Source organism: Caballeronia sp. 11_S32, assembly GCF_056930355.1.
Map to the genome: position 1 here is coordinate 1,179,068 of NZ_JBXOWH010000001.1, position 15,723 is coordinate 1,194,790.

The 15,723-nt window shown below is 60.4% G+C and carries 15 protein-coding genes; 5 read left to right on the forward strand and 10 right to left on the reverse strand.

Features of this window, described 5'->3' with window-relative positions; genetic code table 11:
• Positions 1-12 precede the first annotated feature (12 nt).
• From AC1Z32_RS05395 to AC1Z32_RS05430, 8 genes are all read right to left on the reverse strand, one after another.
• Entirely contained in the window at positions 13-1,305 is a 1,293-nt protein-coding gene (locus AC1Z32_RS05395) for an NAD(P)/FAD-dependent oxidoreductase (RefSeq protein WP_483477659.1), read from the reverse strand.
• A 58-nt stretch (positions 1,306-1,363) separates the two neighbouring features.
• Positions 1,364-2,029, reverse strand: coding sequence for an amino acid ABC transporter permease (locus AC1Z32_RS05400; RefSeq protein WP_483477660.1), 666 nt, complete (start codon positions 2,027-2,029; stop codon positions 1,364-1,366).
• A gap of 10 nt (positions 2,030-2,039) precedes the next feature.
• Positions 2,040-2,711 carry an amino acid ABC transporter permease gene (locus tag AC1Z32_RS05405; RefSeq protein WP_483477661.1) on the reverse strand — a complete coding sequence of 224 codons (672 nt, stop codon included), beginning with the start codon at positions 2,709-2,711 and terminating at the stop codon, positions 2,040-2,042.
• 10 nt (positions 2,712-2,721) lie between these two features.
• Positions 2,722-3,555 carry an amino acid ABC transporter ATP-binding protein gene (locus tag AC1Z32_RS05410; protein ID WP_483477662.1) on the reverse strand — a complete coding sequence of 278 codons (834 nt, stop codon included), beginning with the start codon at positions 3,553-3,555 and terminating at the stop codon, positions 2,722-2,724.
• Positions 3,556-3,692: 137 nt separating this feature from the next.
• Positions 3,693-4,526, reverse strand: a complete 834-nt coding sequence (locus AC1Z32_RS05415; protein ID WP_483477663.1) for a substrate-binding periplasmic protein — start codon at positions 4,524-4,526, stop codon at positions 3,693-3,695.
• A 61-nt stretch (positions 4,527-4,587) separates the two neighbouring features.
• Positions 4,588-5,058 (reverse strand): RidA family protein, encoded by a 471-nt coding sequence (locus AC1Z32_RS05420; RefSeq protein ID WP_483477664.1) that lies wholly within the window; start codon positions 5,056-5,058, stop codon positions 4,588-4,590.
• Positions 5,059-5,075: 17 nt separating this feature from the next.
• Positions 5,076-6,794, reverse strand: a complete 1,719-nt coding sequence (locus AC1Z32_RS05425) for a hydantoinase B/oxoprolinase family protein (RefSeq protein WP_483477665.1) — start codon at positions 6,792-6,794, stop codon at positions 5,076-5,078.
• A gap of 16 nt (positions 6,795-6,810) precedes the next feature.
• Positions 6,811-8,892, reverse strand: coding sequence for a hydantoinase/oxoprolinase family protein (locus tag AC1Z32_RS05430; protein WP_483477666.1), 2,082 nt, complete (start codon positions 8,890-8,892; stop codon positions 6,811-6,813).
• Positions 8,893-9,343: 451 nt separating this feature from the next.
• Between AC1Z32_RS05430 and AC1Z32_RS05435 the strand changes: the two genes are divergently transcribed.
• Together AC1Z32_RS05435 and AC1Z32_RS05440 are read left to right on the forward strand one after the other, a co-directional pair.
• The gene (locus tag AC1Z32_RS05435; RefSeq protein WP_483477667.1) at positions 9,344-10,129 is read left to right on the forward strand and encodes an SDR family NAD(P)-dependent oxidoreductase; all 786 of its coding nucleotides are present in this window, start codon (positions 9,344-9,346) and stop codon (positions 10,127-10,129) included.
• A gap of 31 nt (positions 10,130-10,160) precedes the next feature.
• The gene (locus AC1Z32_RS05440; RefSeq protein ID WP_483477668.1) at positions 10,161-10,370 is read left to right on the forward strand and encodes a tautomerase family protein; all 210 of its coding nucleotides are present in this window, start codon (positions 10,161-10,163) and stop codon (positions 10,368-10,370) included.
• Between the two features lie 102 nt (positions 10,371-10,472).
• Here the strand turns inward: AC1Z32_RS05440 and AC1Z32_RS05445 are convergent, their stop codons facing one another.
• Complete coding sequence (locus AC1Z32_RS05445; RefSeq protein WP_483477669.1) at positions 10,473-11,207, reverse strand: GntR family transcriptional regulator; 735 nt, start codon at positions 11,205-11,207, stop codon at positions 10,473-10,475.
• A gap of 238 nt (positions 11,208-11,445) precedes the next feature.
• Here AC1Z32_RS05445 and AC1Z32_RS05450 point away from each other — a divergent pair, with 238 nt between their 5' ends.
• Complete coding sequence (locus AC1Z32_RS05450) at positions 11,446-12,198, forward strand: GntR family transcriptional regulator (RefSeq protein ID WP_483477670.1); 753 nt, start codon at positions 11,446-11,448, stop codon at positions 12,196-12,198.
• A gap of 41 nt (positions 12,199-12,239) precedes the next feature.
• Positions 12,240-13,397, forward strand: coding sequence for a branched-chain amino acid ABC transporter substrate-binding protein (locus AC1Z32_RS05455; protein ID WP_483477671.1), 1,158 nt, complete (start codon positions 12,240-12,242; stop codon positions 13,395-13,397).
• Between the two features lie 561 nt (positions 13,398-13,958).
• Here the strand turns inward: AC1Z32_RS05455 and AC1Z32_RS05460 are convergent.
• Positions 13,959-14,663, reverse strand: coding sequence for an SDR family oxidoreductase (locus AC1Z32_RS05460; RefSeq protein WP_483477672.1), 705 nt, complete (start codon positions 14,661-14,663; stop codon positions 13,959-13,961).
• A 131-nt stretch (positions 14,664-14,794) separates the two neighbouring features.
• Between AC1Z32_RS05460 and AC1Z32_RS05465 the strand changes: the two genes are divergently transcribed.
• Positions 14,795-15,703, forward strand: coding sequence for a LysR substrate-binding domain-containing protein (locus AC1Z32_RS05465; RefSeq protein ID WP_483477673.1), 909 nt, complete (start codon positions 14,795-14,797; stop codon positions 15,701-15,703).
• Positions 15,704-15,723 lie beyond the last annotated feature (20 nt).

A 15,723-nucleotide genomic window follows, 5' to 3' on the forward strand; every position in this document is an offset into this window, starting at 1 on the left:
GGCTTTCCGTGCTCAGAATCGGTAAGCGCTGAACGGCGCGAGATCCTGTTTCGGCGTTCGCCCGGTCGCCAGGTCGGCAATCAAACGTCCCGTCGTGGCGCCGAGTGTAAGTCCCAGTTGTCCGTGGCCAATCGCCATCAGCACATTCGGAAGACGCCGTGACCGGTCGATGATCGGTTTCGTGTCCGGCAGAAACGGGCGATAACCCACGCCGAATTCGTGTCGCTGAACGTTCAGTTCAGGAAGAACGCGACGCGCCTTGGCAAGAATGATTTCCGCGCGCTTGAAGTTCGGCTTGGCGTTCTTTCCCGAGAACTCGATCGTGCCACCGATTTGCAGCCCGCGGCGCATCGGCGTGAAGCAGAATCCGCCATCGGCGTAGATCACCGAATGCCGGAACTCGACGCCTGGTTCGGGCAACAGCGCCTGATAACCTGCGACGCCTTCGAGCGGGACATCGATGCCGAGTTGGGAAAAAAAGCGCGTCGCACTCGCGCCCGCCGCAACCACGACTTGATCTGCGGCAACGCGCTCGCCGTTTGCCAGCGTGACGCCCGTGGCACGTCCCGAGTCTTCGTCGATCGACAGGGCTGTTGTTCGGATCCGTCGTCCACCGTTATGCTCGAAGCTATCGGTGAGCGCCGCGATGAAGCCCTCGGTGTCGCTCACAAAACGCCATTGCGGCAGAAGAATGCCATGCGAGAAGCGTCCGGCCAACGTTGGCTCGAGATCGCCGATTTCCGCTGCGTTTAGCACTTGCGACGAGAAGCCGAGCGACTGCCGAAGCTCCATATGCCCACGCTCGCGTTCCACACCTTCTGGGCCATCGAACACCTGCATGATGGGCCGCTGAAGAAGGAGCGCCTTGTCATCGCATTCATCGAGCAACTGCGCGTAATCCGCGAATACGTCCTTCGTCAGCGAGGCCATCGCCTGGGCAATGCTCTCGATCCGGGAATGGCGCGCGCAGGCCATGAACCGGAGGAGCCAGGGGATGATGCCCGGCAAGGCGCTCGGACGCAAAGCCAGCGGACCGGTCTGGTCCATCAGCCATCCTGGCACCTTCATGAGAAGTCCGGGCTTCGAGAGCGGAATGATCTCGCCGACCGAGATCTGGCCACAGCTCCACTTGGCCGTACTGTCGCCCGGCGCGGCGGGGTCGATCAGCGTGACCTGAAACCCGTTGCGCTGAAGGTAAAGCGCACAACAGGTGCCTACGATGCCGCCGCCGATCACGACCGCCTGCTCACTGGATGCGGGCGACGGCATGGGGCTCGGGAAACGCTCGCGGGGTACAGAATTCATCTTGGATTTCGTCCGTGCTGCGGAAAGAACGCGCTTTTATATTGAATACCTTCCGCTTTCAATAAGCAAAGCGGCGAAGGAACCTTGTCTCGATCAGGCCGACCAGCCGGGTCAGCGGAAACGCCACCAGGAAGTAAATGATCCCGACGGTCGTGAGGAATTCAAGCGGACGCGCGGTCGAGTTCGAGATGCTTTGACCAACGTACATCAGGTCCGCGACACCCACCGACGAGATCAGCGCGCTCTCCTTGAACAGACTGATGATGTTCGACAGAAGCGGCGGAATGGCGCGCAACAACGCCTGCGGAAAGATCACATGCACGATTTTCGTCTGCGGTGAAAGGCTCAACGCGATGCAGGCATCGTGCTGCTCGCCCGAGATCGACTTAAGCGCGCCGCGAAATGTCTCGCTGGTGATCGCGGTCATATAGAGCGTCAGCGAGATAATGACCGAAAGATACGGGGGGATCGGCAAGCGAAACACCACGGGAAAACAGAAGAAGATCCAGAAGAGCTGGATGAGAAGCGGTGTTCCGCGAAAAAGCTCCACATACAGCCATGTCGGCGCCTTGATCCAACGCGATGGCGATAGCCGAAGCAGGCTGAGAAAAAAGCCCAGCAGGCTTCCCAGCACAGCACAGCCGCTCGTGAAGGCGATGGTAAGGCCCAGCCCCTTCAGCAGCACGAGCCAGTATGACGCCACAATGCCGAGATCCAGATTCATTCCAATCTCCTTAACGCGTTACGGCGGCGTCCTGCCGGCGCTCGATAACATGAACAAGTCGCGAAATCGGAAGCGATAGCGCGAAGTAGATCAGCGCGACGACTGTATAGGTTTCCAGCGGCCGATAGGCTTCGGTTGCCAGGCTCTTCGCGATATACATGAGGTCCGCCACGGCAACGATCGCAACCAGCGCACTTTGCTGGAGCGTCCCGATACCGTTGGTCATCAGGACCGGCAGCGCACTGCGCAATGCCTGAGGCAGGACGACGTAGAAGGTTCGTTGCCACGGCTTCAAACCCAACGCAACGCAAGCATCGAGGTGCTCCTTCGGAACCGCCTGCACCCCCGCGCGGTAGGCTTCCGCGTTGAAGGCCGTCAGGTTCAGACCGAGTGCGAGCACGCCCATTGCGATGGGATCGATGAAGAAATCGACCAACATCGGAATGCAATAAAAGAACCAGACGATCTGAAGCAGCGCCGGCGTGCAACGAAAGAACTCGATGAAAAGCTGAGCCGGCCAGCGCACGAACTGCCAGCGGCTCATGACCATCAGGCAAAGAAAGAAGCCCAGCACAAGCCCCATGACGTTGGCAGCCAGCGCCAGCTCAAGCGTGACCTTCAGGCCTTGAAGAAGAGCGGCCGCGCTTCCCTGAAGAAAACTGAAATTGAATTGGTAGCCCATGTCCGCTCCCTCAATCCAGATGAAGGACTTTCTCGAGGAACTCGCGAGTACGCGCTTCCTTCGGGCATTTGAACATCTCGGCCGGCGCGCCTTCCTCGACCACCTTGCCGCTCGCGCAGAACACGACGCGCGTCGCGATGTCACGGGCGAAGTGCATGTCGTGCGTCACGATGATCATCGCCATCTTCTGTTCGGCGAGCTGGAGCATCACGTTCTGCACTTCAATCACCATTTCGGGATCGAGCGCCGATGTCACTTCATCGAAGAGCATCAGTTTTGGCTCGAGCATCAGCGCGCGCGCAATCGCCACACGCTGTTTCTGACCGCCCGAGAGCTGGCTGGGATAAGCGTGCAGCTTGCTTTCGAGACCGAGCCGCGCGAGGTACTTGCGTGCACGCTCCGTCGCCTCGGCCTTGCTCAGACCGAGCGTCTTCACCGGCGCGAGGATCAGGTTGCCCAGCACGGAGAGGTGCGGAAAGAGCGTGTAATGCTGGAACACCATGCCGATCTGCTTTTGCAGCTTCGCATCGATCCGTTTGCCACCGACGTCGGCGCCACGGATGTATGGCTTTCCCTGAAACGTGATCTCGCCGCCCTGAACGCCTTCCAGGCCCATCATGACGCGAAGAAGGGAGCTCTTTCCGCTGCCGCTGGGTCCGATCACGACCAGCCGGTCGTCGGCGCGCATGTTCAGGCTCATCCGATCCATGACGACCAGATTTTCGCCGTATGACTTGTACACGTTCTTCAACTGTACGAAATCGCCCGACAACGACGACAAAGACGCGATGGTTCCGTGATGCGTCGGGGCCGCCAGCGGTTGTGCTTGTGTCTTAGATAACATGATGAGGACTTCCTCCTGCGAAGCGCAACGCTGGCGCTCGGGACTCCATTCAAATGTACGAAAGCCGACAGCACACTTCCGTGTCCTGAATCCGATGACGAAGCCGCGGCACGCACGGCTCCGTCCACGGACACCAATCACTTGGTGGCGGCTACCGTCTCTTTAACCGAGGCTTCTACCAGTTTGTTCACCGTGCCCGCCTGCTTCTGCTGCTCGATGAATTGATTGAGAACGGCGACGTCGGCGGCCGGCGTATCCTTGCGAATACCGAAAGCGATTCCTTGCTGCGCCAGCAGTGGATTCGGCTTGAAAGCGACTGCCCAGTCCGGATGAGCACGCGTCAGCAAGAGGTTCGTCATGTTGTCATCGGCGAGCAGGTCCGCGCGCTTGGACATCAGCGCGAGGCGCGTTTCGTCGAAGCCCGGCAGGCGCATGATCGTCGCCTGCTTCAGGACGGCGGAGATCGCCTTGTCCTGCGCCGTGCCCGACATCACGGTGACCGTCATGCCCGGCTTGTCGATGTCGGCAATCGTGTTGATCGACTTCGGCACCTTCGGGTTGTTCTTGTTGTAGGCAAAGGTCACGCTGTAGTCGACAACCGGTGCCGAGAAGGAGATGGCCTTCCTGCGCTCGGGCGTATCGTTGAGCGACAGCGAGATGTCCCACTTTTCCGATTGAAGCCCGGCAACGATATTGTCCCAGGTCGTGTCGACGTACTCGACCTTCACTTTCAGGACCTTCTCGCCGAACTGGCGGCAAAGATCGGGGAAGATGCCGCTGTAAGACTCCGTCTTCGGATCCTTCATCGTGTACGGCGGCGAGGTCGCGATACCGCAGCGCAGAACGCCGGCCTTTCGCACGCTCTGCCAGGTATTGGCATCCTGCGCATGGGTTGTCGAGCTCGTTGCAAGCGCGCCCACAGCGGTCGCACAGACGAGTGCGCGACCAAGCATTTGAGAAATCCGCAGCATTTTCAACCTCAGCAATTTAGGGGTTCAGTCAATACAGTGATCGGGTCTTGCTGGTTTTTGCCTACTTGAGTTCGAAAATTCCATCGAGCTCGACTGCCACGCCTCGCGGCAACGAAATGCAGCCCACTGCGGCCCGGGTATGCCCGCCGGCATCGCCCAGGACGGCAATCATGAGATCGGATGCGCCGTTGATGACCTTCGGGTGATCGGTGAAGTCTTCGGCCGCGTTGACGAACCCGCCGAGCCGAACGCAGCCCGCGACGCGACTGAAATCGCCCTCAACCGCGCGATCTACCTGCGCGAGCATGTTGACGGCGCAAAGCCGCGCGGCGGCCTGTCCTTGTTCGATCGTGACGTCTCGTCCCAGCTTGCCGACGTACTGATCGACGCCATCGAGCACCGGCACCTGGCCCGACACGTACAGGAGATTCCCCACCTTCTTGACCGGAAGAAAATTCGCTCCCGGCTTCGGCGCGGATTGAGGCAACTCGATGCCCAACTCGCGCAGGCGATCTTTCAGACTTTGATTCATCGGGTCGTCTCCTGAAGTCACTTCGTATTGCGCGCGGCGTCCGAGCGCACCCGGTCGATCCGGTCGCCGTCGAACACGACCTTGTGACGTTGCTCCGCGTATTCGCGCGAGATCTTGCCGTTCGCGAGGTCCGCTTCGATCTTGTCGAGGGTTCGCGTCATCGGATCGCCATAGCCGCCGCCGCCGGCCTGCTCGTGGCGGATGATCGCGCCGCGATGCAGCGTCCGCGTGAACTTGCTGGGAAGCGGGGACAGCCCTTCGTCCGAACGAAGGTAGTTCGCCGAGCAGGCTCCCGAACCGCCGCCGAACAGGCCATAAGGTGCATGGTTGGCGCGGTCCGATCGAATTTGCGCGACCACTTCGTCGGCTTCGATCCGATACTCGCGCACGAGTCCGAGACCACCGCGGTATTCGCCCGCGCCACCCGAATCGGTTGCAAAGCCGTAGGCTTCCATCACAATCGGATAACGTGCTTCGAGCGTTTCGATCGGCATGTTCGACATGTTCTGCGACGGGTTCGTCACGCCTTCCACGCCGTCCTTGTTGAAGCGGCCGCCCCATGCACCGTTGATCATGTCGACCAGGATGAACGGCTCGCTCGCGCCCTTCGCATAGCCGCTCAACGCGATGACCGTGTTGCCACCCTCGCCCGCCGCCATGACCTTCTTCGGTGCGATCTGCGCAAGCGCGCCGAGCACGCAGTCGACCACGCGATAACCCGTCAGTGCGCGCGCGGCCACCGGCGCCGGCATGCGCGGATTGAGAATCGAGCCTTCCGGCGCGGTGATCTCGATGCAGCGATAAACACCCGCGTTGTTGGGCACGTCGGCGTCGAGCGCGCAGCGCACACTGAGATACGTCGCTGACTTCACGAACGAGAGCGTCGAGTTGATCGCCCCGCGAACCTGCGGCGACGAGCCCGCGAAGTCGACGCTGACCTTCGATCCCGCAACCGTGATCGCGCACTTGATGGGGATCGCGTCCTCGGTGAAGCCATCGTTGTCGATATAGTCGGTGAAGTGATACACGCCGTCGGGCCATGCTTCGATCGCCTGGCGCGTGAGTCTTTCACCATAGTCGAGCAGCTCGTCGAAGTAGCCTTGCAGGTTCTCTTCGCCGTAACGGTCGATCATGCGCAGCAGTTCACGTTCGCCGATGTTGCAGGTGGCGAGCTGCGCATCGAGATCACCGAGCACGAGATCCGGAAGCCGCACGTTCTTCTTGATGATGTTGATGAGCGTCTCGTTCGGCTCGCCGCGGGTGTAGAGCTTGGTCGGCGGAATGCGAATGCCTTCCTGGAAGATCTCGGTGGAGTCGGCCGCGTTCGAACCCGGCACGCGCCCGCCCACGTCGCAATGGTGCGCGATGACGACGGAGAATCCCTGCAGCCGCTTCTCGTGAAAGATCGGCTTGAACATGAAGATATCCGGCAGGTGCATGCCGCCTTCATACGGATCGTTCAGGATGATGACGTCGCCGGGTTCGACGCTCGCTGCATACTTGCTGATGATCACGTCCACCGCGTCGGGCACCGCGCCGAGATGCAATGCAACCGTCTTTGCCTGCGCAAGGATGCGTCCCTTCGCGTCGCACATGGTCACTGAATAGTCGAGCACGTCGCGAATGATCGGCGAGCGTGCGGTTCGCATCACGGCGAAGGCCATGTCGTCGACGATGGTGTCGAGCGCGTTTTTGACGACCGCGAAGGTGATCGGGTCAACGTTACGTTGGGTCATGGTTACTCCTGTGAAATCAGTCGAGCGAGGCAATCACGCTGCCTACCTTGTCGGTGCTCACGCGCCAGCCCGGCGGGATCACAATCGTGGTGTCGGAGCTTTCGAGAATCACAGGCCCCGTAATCGGCTTGTCCAGTTTCGAGCGCGGAACGATCGGCGTTTCGATCCAGCCGGTCTTGCGGTCGAAGTAGACCTGGCGCGTGCTCGCCGTCTGCGCGCCGCTCGCGGATTTCGAGCTGCGGATGTCGTTGAAGTCGAGCGTGCTCGTGGCCACGCCGCGCGCGAGCAGCCGAACGTTCGCGCATTCGATCGCATCGTTCGACGCGTATCCGTAGATGGCCGCGTAGGCATCACGGAAACCCTTGCGCAGCGCTTCCCGCGCGCTTTCGCCACGCGCCTCGGGAATCCGCACAGGGATCTCGTAGTCCTGACCCTTGAAGCGCATGTCGAGATCGAACACGTACTCGATGCGATCCGCCGAATAGCCTTCTTCCGCGAGTGCGCGACGCGCGTCCTCGCGCATGTCAGCGACGACGCCCGCGAGCGCGTCGATATCCAGCGTGTCGAGCAGGCTCAGCGACGGGCGCACGAAGTAACGTTCCACCGCGCCGGCCAGCATGCCCATCGCGGTGAAGACGCCCGGCGCTGCCGGGAACACGACGCGCTTCATGTCGAGCGCGCGAGCCAGATCGCACGCGTGCACCGGACCCGATCCACCGAAGGCAACCAGAGCGAAATCGCGAGGATCGACACCGCGTTCGACCGTCACGGCCTTGATGGTCCGCGCCATGTTGACGTTGACGACCTCGCGAATGCCGACCGCCGCCTCCTCCACGCCGATGCCCAGCGGCGTCGCGAGCAGCGTGTCGACAGCTTCACGCGCTGCCTGAATGTTGAGCTCCATCGTCCCGCCAGCCAGCTTCTGCGGCAGGAAGCCCAGAATCGCGTTCGCATCGGTTACCGTCGGCTTTTCACCGCCGATGCCGTAGCACACCGGTCCGGGAAACGCACCGGCTGAAACGGGGCCTACGTTGAGCAGGCCGCCAGCATCGATCCACGCGATCGATCCCGCGCCGCTGCCGACTTCGGCCACGTCGATCGTCGGCACGCGCATCATGTAACCGCCCGCCTTGATGAAGCGGCTAGGCGTCGAGATGCCCGCCCGGAATTCGTATTCGTTGGTGCGCGCGAGCTGCCCCTCATGGATCAGCGAAGCCGATGCGGTCGTGCCGCCCATGTCGAACACAACGAGTTCCTGCTCGTTGATGGCGTCGCCCAGGCGTCCCGCGCCGACCACGCCAGCCGATCGGCCAGATGAGATGAAGAAAACCGGCGTGTCCTGCGCGATGCGAGCGCTCGACAACCCGCCGTTCGAGTTGCTCACCAGAAGCGGAGCATTGACGCCGATACGCTTGAGCCCCGACTCCAGCCGCTGGAGATACGTCCGCAACGCCGGCAGCACGTAGGCGTTGACAACCGTCGTCGAAGTGCGTTCGTATTCGCGCAGCTCGGGAAGCACCGAAATCGACGCAGTCACGCTGATGTCAGGGAACGCTTGCTGGAATGCCTCCAGCGCCGCCTTCTCATTGGCGCCGTTCTTATATGAATTGATGAAGCAGATCGCGACGGATTCAACGCCTTCGCTCTGGAAGAACTTGCCCGCCTCGATCACCTGATCGACAGGCGTCGGGCGCAGCACGTCGCCGGAAGCCAAGACCCGCTCATCGATCTCCAGGCGATAGCGGCGCTCGACGAGCGGCACCGGCTTGTCCCACGAAAGATCGAACATGGTCGGCGTACGCACACGGCCGATTTCGAGCACGTCCCTGAAGCCCTTCGTCGTGATGAGGCCGCACTTCGCACCGACCTTTTGTAGCATGGTGTTCGAACCGACTGTCGTGCCATGCAGCACCTCGGTGACATCGGACGTCTTCATGCCCGCCTGCTCGAGAATGCGCTGCACGCCCGTCAGTACCGCTTCCTCCGGCGCCGCGGGCGTCGAAGAGACCTTGGTGAAAGTCACATAGCCCTTGTCGTCGAGCAACACAAGGTCCGTGAAGGTGCCGCCGATGTCGACGCCAATTCTCGCGCTTGCCATATCGATTCCCGATCGTTCTCGAGCCAGCATCGACGTCGGATGTTGATGCTGGCTCGGGTTACCAAGTTGAAGGTGCACACCGGATACCGTCTGCAGATTGAAGCCAACGGTGATCAGGCTCAAATGGAATTGATGATTGGCGACAATTATCGGTTGGGTCGGTCGACACAGCCTCTACAAACTTATTGTCGCGATGAACGCATCACATCCATGCCTCGCATTGTCGATCAAAAAACGACAATGTCAACGTGAAAAAAAAACGCGGCACTGCGAGAATTGCGGAAAGCTCCACTGGGCGGGCTTCTTGGCGTCATCTCGGGGTAAACATGAATGCGAAACCGGCGGCAGAATTTCTTGACAGTTCAGTCTGTCGATGTGACGATTGTCGGCATTAGATCGACTGAAATTTGACAGAATTTCGAGCCAACTTCGGCGCATTCGTGAGGTGAATATGGAGAAGAATCGGGAGGTCGTCGTCGTAACCGGCGGCGCCAGTGGAATTGGCGAAGCCTGCGCGCGTCGCTTTGCGCATGCCGGGTATCGCGTGGTGCTGGCGGACGTGAACTCAGACGGTGGCAATCGTGTAGCCAGTGAGTTGCGGCATGCAGAGTGCGACGCTCATTTCCATCACGTCGACCTTGCGAGCGAGGAGTCTGTCGCGGCATTCGCGTCCAAGGTGATTGCGCAATCTGGCGCGCCCGTCGCCCTCATAAACGCGGGAGGCATCCTTCAGAACGCCGTGCGCGTTCTGGATATGGATCTTGCCGAGTTCGATCGTCTCTTCCAGATCAACGTTCGTGGAACTCTGATCGCATCGCGTGCCTTTGGCGCCTTCATGTGTGAAGCAGGTCGCGGATCAGTCATCAACCTTTGCTCGATGACGACGTTTCGCTCCTCTGCACAAGTCGCCTACACCGTCGGAAAGTCCGGACTGAAGGCATTGACCGAGACGATGGCAGCCGAGTGGGGGCCGCGCGGCGTCCGGGTCAATGCGGTTGCGCCGGGCTACACCTTGACTCAGGCCATGCAGGCCCGTATCGACAGCGGGCAGCGTGATCCGGCGGCGGTTATCGAGCGCTCGGCCCTGCGCCGTTTCGTCAAGCCGTCAGAAGTCGCTGATGCCGTGTTCTTCCTCTGTTCGAACGAAGCAGCCGCGATTACGGGCGTGACATTACCCATCGATTGTGGATGGCTTGCCTCCACCGCCTATCTCGCCTTTGCATCACAGCCCGATTAACGACCGCCTGGAATTCGCTGAAGGAACCGCAATGCCTATCATCCATGTACAAATGCTCGCAGGCAGGACGCTCGAGCAGAAATCTGAACTCGCCGACGTACTCACGCGCGAAACCGCACGCATCGCCCGATGTACGGCGGCCGACGTGCAGATTGTTTTCGACGAGGTAGCACACGCGAGTTGGGCGGTCGGAGGCCGCCTGGTTGCGGTCAACGCGAATGCGCGCGCCGAACAGACCTGAGAGACGACGCCGGCTTCGACGTCATATTTCGCGGCCGGCTCGCGTTTTCGCCACAACCGGCCGACGAGGTCTTCGTGAGGTAAGCATGTGCCTCGAGCCGCCTTACTTGGCGGGGTAGGCAACAGGCATTTCCGCCGTCAGGTTCCTGTCAAGAAACTGCATGAAACGCCCCTTGAATTGCACGGCGTGCTGGTGTGCCGCGGCCTCGGCTGCATTGGCATCGCCCGCTTCGATTGCGGCCACCATATCCGTATGATCGCTCGCCATTTCCTCGGAACTGACGTTTGCCAACGTCTGAAATTGAAAGTGCAGATTGAGCATGCGTCGTCCTTCTTCGAGGAGCCTGCGATACAGGTCAGCGAAGTAGACGTTGCGGCCAGCCTTGGCAACCGCCATGTGAAATTCGTAGTTCGTCTCGATCACATCCAGACTGTTGCGCTTCTTGATGCTGAGTGCCGCGGCCTTCTCGTAGGCCTTCGCCGCAAGCTGGATCTTCCGAAGATCCTCATCCGTCCGGTGCAAAGCGGCGAGACGGGTGGTAACGCGCTGCAACAGATCCAGAGCGTCCAGAAATTCAGGTACACGTCCGAAGTCCATGGGAGTGACCACGTTGCCTCGATTGGGCAAGATCGTGACGAGACCTTCCGCGGACAAGCGCACGAGTGCCTCACGCACCGGCGATCTAGAAACGCCGAAACGCTCGGCGACGCCGAGCTCGTCGAGATGCGTGCCCGGCGCGAGTTTCATCGTCAGAATTTCATTGCGCAAAGTGACGTACACACGCGCCGTGCCCGTCTCCCTGGGGCTTTGAACCTCTCCTGCCGTCGCTTTTGTCATTTCGTCCTTCCACCGTGTCTGTCGCAGAGCAGGGATTGTTCGCACTCTTGTCGACGTAATGCCGACAATTGTACTCTTCTTTCTGAACGAGTCGAGCAGACCGATACGGGTTCCAAGGGCAGCACCGCTAGTTGTCGATTGGCTACAATGATTGGCGGCGGCCGGTGGCGGCGTCATGTCGATGAAAAGCCCAACGTGCCCGACGAAGTCGCGTATTTAATCGGTGAGTCCAAGCCTTATGTCTTCAGTTCTAAACGTGCGCAAGGTTGTGAAGCAGTCGATGGGATCTCAAGCTGTCGATATTCTTCGCGAGTCGATCATCAGCGGGGATTTGCCAGCCGGCGCCCGCATCACCGAGATTCAGCTTTCCGAGGAGATGGACCTATCGCGAGCGACCGTTCGTGCCGCTCTCCATCAATTGGCGAAGGAAGGACTGACAACGCTCGTCCCGTACACAGGATGGACCGTCATCAAATTGGCGCCGAAGGACGTATGGGAGCTTTATACGCTGAGATCGAGCCTTGAGCGTCTCGCGGCTCAACTCGTTGCGTCCACGCTGAATGCCCGCAAGCGTGAGAAGATCCGCGCCTGCTTCGCCGCGCTCGAGCGTAGCTGCGCATCGTCGAACAGGCGCGTCATTGCGGAAGCGGATTTCGCGTTTCACAAGACGATCATCGACCTCTCCGAGCATGGGCGACTGAAGGACCAATATGAAGTGATCGAGCGGCAAATCCGCATCTACATTCGTTCCAGCGATTCACTCGTCGAGACTGGTGATGCCATCATCGAACAACATCGGCCGATCACCGTCGCCATTCTAGCCGAAGACGCCGAAGAGGCTGGCAAGCTATCCGAAGCGCACAATATGACGGAAGGAAAGAAGCTTATCGCTCATCTGCTGAGTCTCGACAGCCCGGAAATCGGCACGAACCCGTTAAGTCCCACAGGGCGCCTCAAGAACCTGAAACCACGTCGCGGCAGACTGGACTGATCGGTCTTTGGCAAAGCTAGAACAACGTTCCCGGAGGATCGATGTATCGTCGTAATGTACTGGTAGCGTTTGCTTATGTTCTGATCGCGGGCGTAAGCGTGGCGAGGACCGCGCAGTCCGAAGAGATCAAGTCTGTGAAGATCGGAATCGCTGCGCCTCTGACTGGGTTCTCGGCGTCCAACGGAAAGGATGAAGAGAATGCCGCTCGTCTCGCCTTCGAGGAAGCGAACGCGCAAGGACTCGTCATTGGCGGCGCGAAAATCGCATTCGAGATCGACGGCCAGGACGATGCCGCCGATCCCAAGACAGCCGTGCTGGTCGCCCAGCGTTTCGTCGACGAAGGTGTGAGTGGCGTCATTGGTCACTACAATTCCGGATGCTCCGTAGCGGCATCGTCAGTGTACCGGCGCGCTGGCATTCCACAGATTTCGCCGACGTCGAGTTCGCCGTCGTACACCGCGCAAGGGTTCGAGACCACGTTCCGGACGATCAGCAACGACGATCAGATGGCGTTGCTTGCCGCGAACTACTCAGTGGAACAGTTGAAGGCGAAGCGTATCGCGGTTATCGATGACAGCACCGACTACGGCACAAACCTTGTCACGGAATACGTCAAGGCTATCCAGAAGCGTGGCGCGAAACTCGTCTCGTGGCAATACACCACAGCAAACTCCATCGACTTCCGGGCGTTGCTCACAACGATCAAGGGCTTGAACCCCGACTTGATCTTCTATGTCGGTCAGGACATTCAAGCCGCCGGTCTGGCGAAGCAGATCCGCCAGCTTGGCATCAAGGCCAGATTCATGGGAGAAGGTGGATTCACGAACGAGCATTTCCTTCAGCTTGCCGGGCAAGGCGCGAAAGGAATGCTCAGTTGGGAATACGGGCTTCCGCGGGACCGGATGCCTCGGGCGGCCGAACTCGACGCCAAGCTGAAGGCTCGGTTTGGCGTGGGAATCGTGCAGTTCGCTCCCCTCGCCTACGACGCCGCATGGGCAATGATCAACGCGATGAAAGCGGCCGACTCCACCGACCCCAAGATATACATCAAAGCTTTGAAAACGAATTCCTTCGGTGGAGTGACCGGGACTATCGCTTTTACTCAGACCGGTGATCTCAAGAATGCCTCAGCAACGCTCTATGAAGAACAGGGCGGACAATGGGTCGTCTTAGCGGTCGAGAAGACCTCTGCGAAGTAATCCGCAGTCTGCCTGCAGAGCACCGACGCTCTGGCTTCCAACAGATATGGCGTTATCAGCGCCTAGGTGCTGAGACAACTGTGAACGACATCAATGTCGCTGTGGCGAGTGTAGCGGCCGCTTCGACGTCGCGAAGTCGAAGCCGGCCAATGGCAGACAACGGTCAATTCCCCGCCTGCTAGCCGCTTTGACTTCGCTCGCGTGCCGAATCCCAATACGCCTTCGTGACGCTATTGTGCGGCGAGACGATTGCCCGCGCCTCGAGCCGGATTTGGATTCCCGCGCCGGGATCGCATGCGAGCAGCGCAACACGGTCATCGCGCGATTTCTGAGCGCTTGGTCGAGCACGCGTCGGCGTAGAACACGACGGTGACAGCGACGGCGCCGACGCCCCGTAGCACCACGGTACGCGTCCGGGGCTACCGTCGATACCAATGGCCGCGAGACCCAGCATCGTGAACGGCGAACGCGGCGTTAGCGGGTTCGCCGTAGCGGCCAGCGTAGACCACGCTGCTCGCAATACCTGCTCGATCGCCGATGTTGACACGGCCCCGTCCGCAATCAGACCGACCGGGTAACGCCGCCGTCCACGCGGATGTTCTGACCGGTGATGTAAGCAGCCCCGTCCGATGCGAGGAACGCGACTGTCGCGGCGATTTCTTCCGCCTTGCCATACCGCTTCAGTGGGACGCTGTCGCGGCGTTCATCGGTGGCCGGCAGGCTGTCGATCCAGCCCGGCAGAATGTTGTTCATCCGGATATTGAATGCCGCCTGTTCGGTCGCAAACAGCTTGGTATAAGCGGCAAGACCCGCGCGAAACACTGTCGACGTCGGGAACAGCGCGCTGGGCTCGAACGCCCAGGCAGTGGAGATGTTCACGATGACCCCGCCGCCCTGCTTTTGCATGATCGGGGTCACGATACGCGTCGGGCGGATCACGTTCATCAGGTACGTGTCCATGCCTTTATGCCAGTCGTCGTCGGAGATCTCCAGCAGCGGCGCGCGCGGACCATGACCGCCGCCGTTGACGAGCACATCGATGCGCCCCCAGCGCTCCATCGTCAGCGCCACCAGGCGCTCCAGGTCCGCGTTCGACTGGTTCGATCCAGTTACGCCGACACCCCCCAATTCGTTGGCCAGTGCTTCGCCCTTTCCGGAAGAAGACAGGACCGCAACCTGATAGCCGTCGGACGCCAGCCGACGGGCGGTCGCAGCGCCCATGCCGCTGCCCGCGGCCACGATAACAGCCACTTTTTCTATCGTCATAATGGAAGCTCCTTTAGCGCGGTGGTATTGTGACCGCGTGTGCGCGAATGCAGACCCGATAGAAGCGTAGCACTTACTTCCTACCCATAAGCGATAGTTTTTCTGGCGACTTGCAGGAGAAAAACTACTACATGAACGATTCGAACGCCCCCCTTCCTTCGCTTAATGCGTTGCGCGCCTTCGAGGCGGCGAGCCGACACTTGAGCTTCCGGCGCGCGGCGGAGGATCTCGGCGTGACCGAAGGCGCCGTCGGCCAGCATATACGCGGTCTGGAAAGCGATCTTGGCGTGAAACTATTCGAGCGCCGCCCTCGCGCGCTGATCCTGACGGAGAATGGCCAGCTCTATGCGTCGACGGTGCGGCGCGCGTTCGACCTGCTGATCGACGCGACTCGCGCAATCCGTCCGCAGTCGCTGAAGATCGCAATCAGTGTGACGCCGACGTTTGCCGCCAAGTGGCTCATCCCGCGACTGCCGGGTTTCACGAACGCGCACCCCGGTATCGATCTGCGCATCGTCGCGTCGGACCGGTTGTCCCACTTTCACGCTGACGGCGTGGACATCGCGGTGCGCTACGGTTCGCCGCCGTTCGGTCCCGGTCTTACGGCGGACCTGCTGTTCGAGGACGTGCTCATCGCGGTAGCGCATCCGGAACTGGTGCGAGGCCACCCGCGAGATCACAATCGGTTTCCTGACGACGTTGCCCTGCTTCACGATGCGCACCCGATGTGGCCGCAATTTCTCGCACGTGTGAACGAACAGCAAAGCACCTCGCGCCGAAAGAATATCCGCTTCAATCAGACGTCGCTCGCCGTCGACGCAGCAATGGAAGGACAGGGTATCGCGCTCGCGCATCCGGCTTTCGTTTCGCGGGATATCGCCGCCGGCCGCCTGATACGCGTGGGCGATGGAGAACTGTTCACTGGAGCGGGGTTTTACATCGTGACGCCGCGCAAGCCGCTTCATCCTGAGCCGGTCGCGACGCTGCGAAGGTGGCTGCATGGTCAGGCAGCCTCGGCACTCTCATCCTTCTCGGGTTGATGCCGATCCCTCCAGGTTCA

Coding starts and splice junctions, on each gene's coding strand:
- AC1Z32_RS05395 (WP_483477659.1), bottom strand. CDS start 1,305: ATGAATTCTGTACCCCGCGAGCGTTTCCCGAGCCCCATGCCGTCGCCC.
- AC1Z32_RS05400 (WP_483477660.1), bottom strand. CDS start 2,029: ATGAATCTGGATCTCGGCATTGTGGCGTCATACTGGCTCGTGCTGCTG.
- AC1Z32_RS05405 (WP_483477661.1), bottom strand. CDS start 2,711: ATGGGCTACCAATTCAATTTCAGTTTTCTTCAGGGAAGCGCGGCCGCT.
- AC1Z32_RS05410 (WP_483477662.1), bottom strand. CDS start 3,555: ATGTTATCTAAGACACAAGCACAACCGCTGGCGGCCCCGACGCATCAC.
- AC1Z32_RS05415 (WP_483477663.1), bottom strand. CDS start 4,526: ATGCTGCGGATTTCTCAAATGCTTGGTCGCGCACTCGTCTGTGCGACC.
- AC1Z32_RS05420 (WP_483477664.1), bottom strand. CDS start 5,058: ATGAATCAAAGTCTGAAAGATCGCCTGCGCGAGTTGGGCATCGAGTTG.
- AC1Z32_RS05425 (WP_483477665.1), bottom strand. CDS start 6,794: ATGACCCAACGTAACGTTGACCCGATCACCTTCGCGGTCGTCAAAAAC.
- AC1Z32_RS05430 (WP_483477666.1), bottom strand. CDS start 8,892: ATGGCAAGCGCGAGAATTGGCGTCGACATCGGCGGCACCTTCACGGAC.
- AC1Z32_RS05435 (WP_483477667.1), top strand. CDS start 9,344: ATGGAGAAGAATCGGGAGGTCGTCGTCGTAACCGGCGGCGCCAGTGGA.
- AC1Z32_RS05440 (WP_483477668.1), top strand. CDS start 10,161: ATGCCTATCATCCATGTACAAATGCTCGCAGGCAGGACGCTCGAGCAG.
- AC1Z32_RS05445 (WP_483477669.1), bottom strand. CDS start 11,207: ATGACAAAAGCGACGGCAGGAGAGGTTCAAAGCCCCAGGGAGACGGGC.
- AC1Z32_RS05450 (WP_483477670.1), top strand. CDS start 11,446: ATGTCTTCAGTTCTAAACGTGCGCAAGGTTGTGAAGCAGTCGATGGGA.
- AC1Z32_RS05455 (WP_483477671.1), top strand. CDS start 12,240: ATGTATCGTCGTAATGTACTGGTAGCGTTTGCTTATGTTCTGATCGCG.
- AC1Z32_RS05460 (WP_483477672.1), bottom strand. CDS start 14,663: ATGACGATAGAAAAAGTGGCTGTTATCGTGGCCGCGGGCAGCGGCATG.
- AC1Z32_RS05465 (WP_483477673.1), top strand. CDS start 14,795: ATGAACGATTCGAACGCCCCCCTTCCTTCGCTTAATGCGTTGCGCGCC.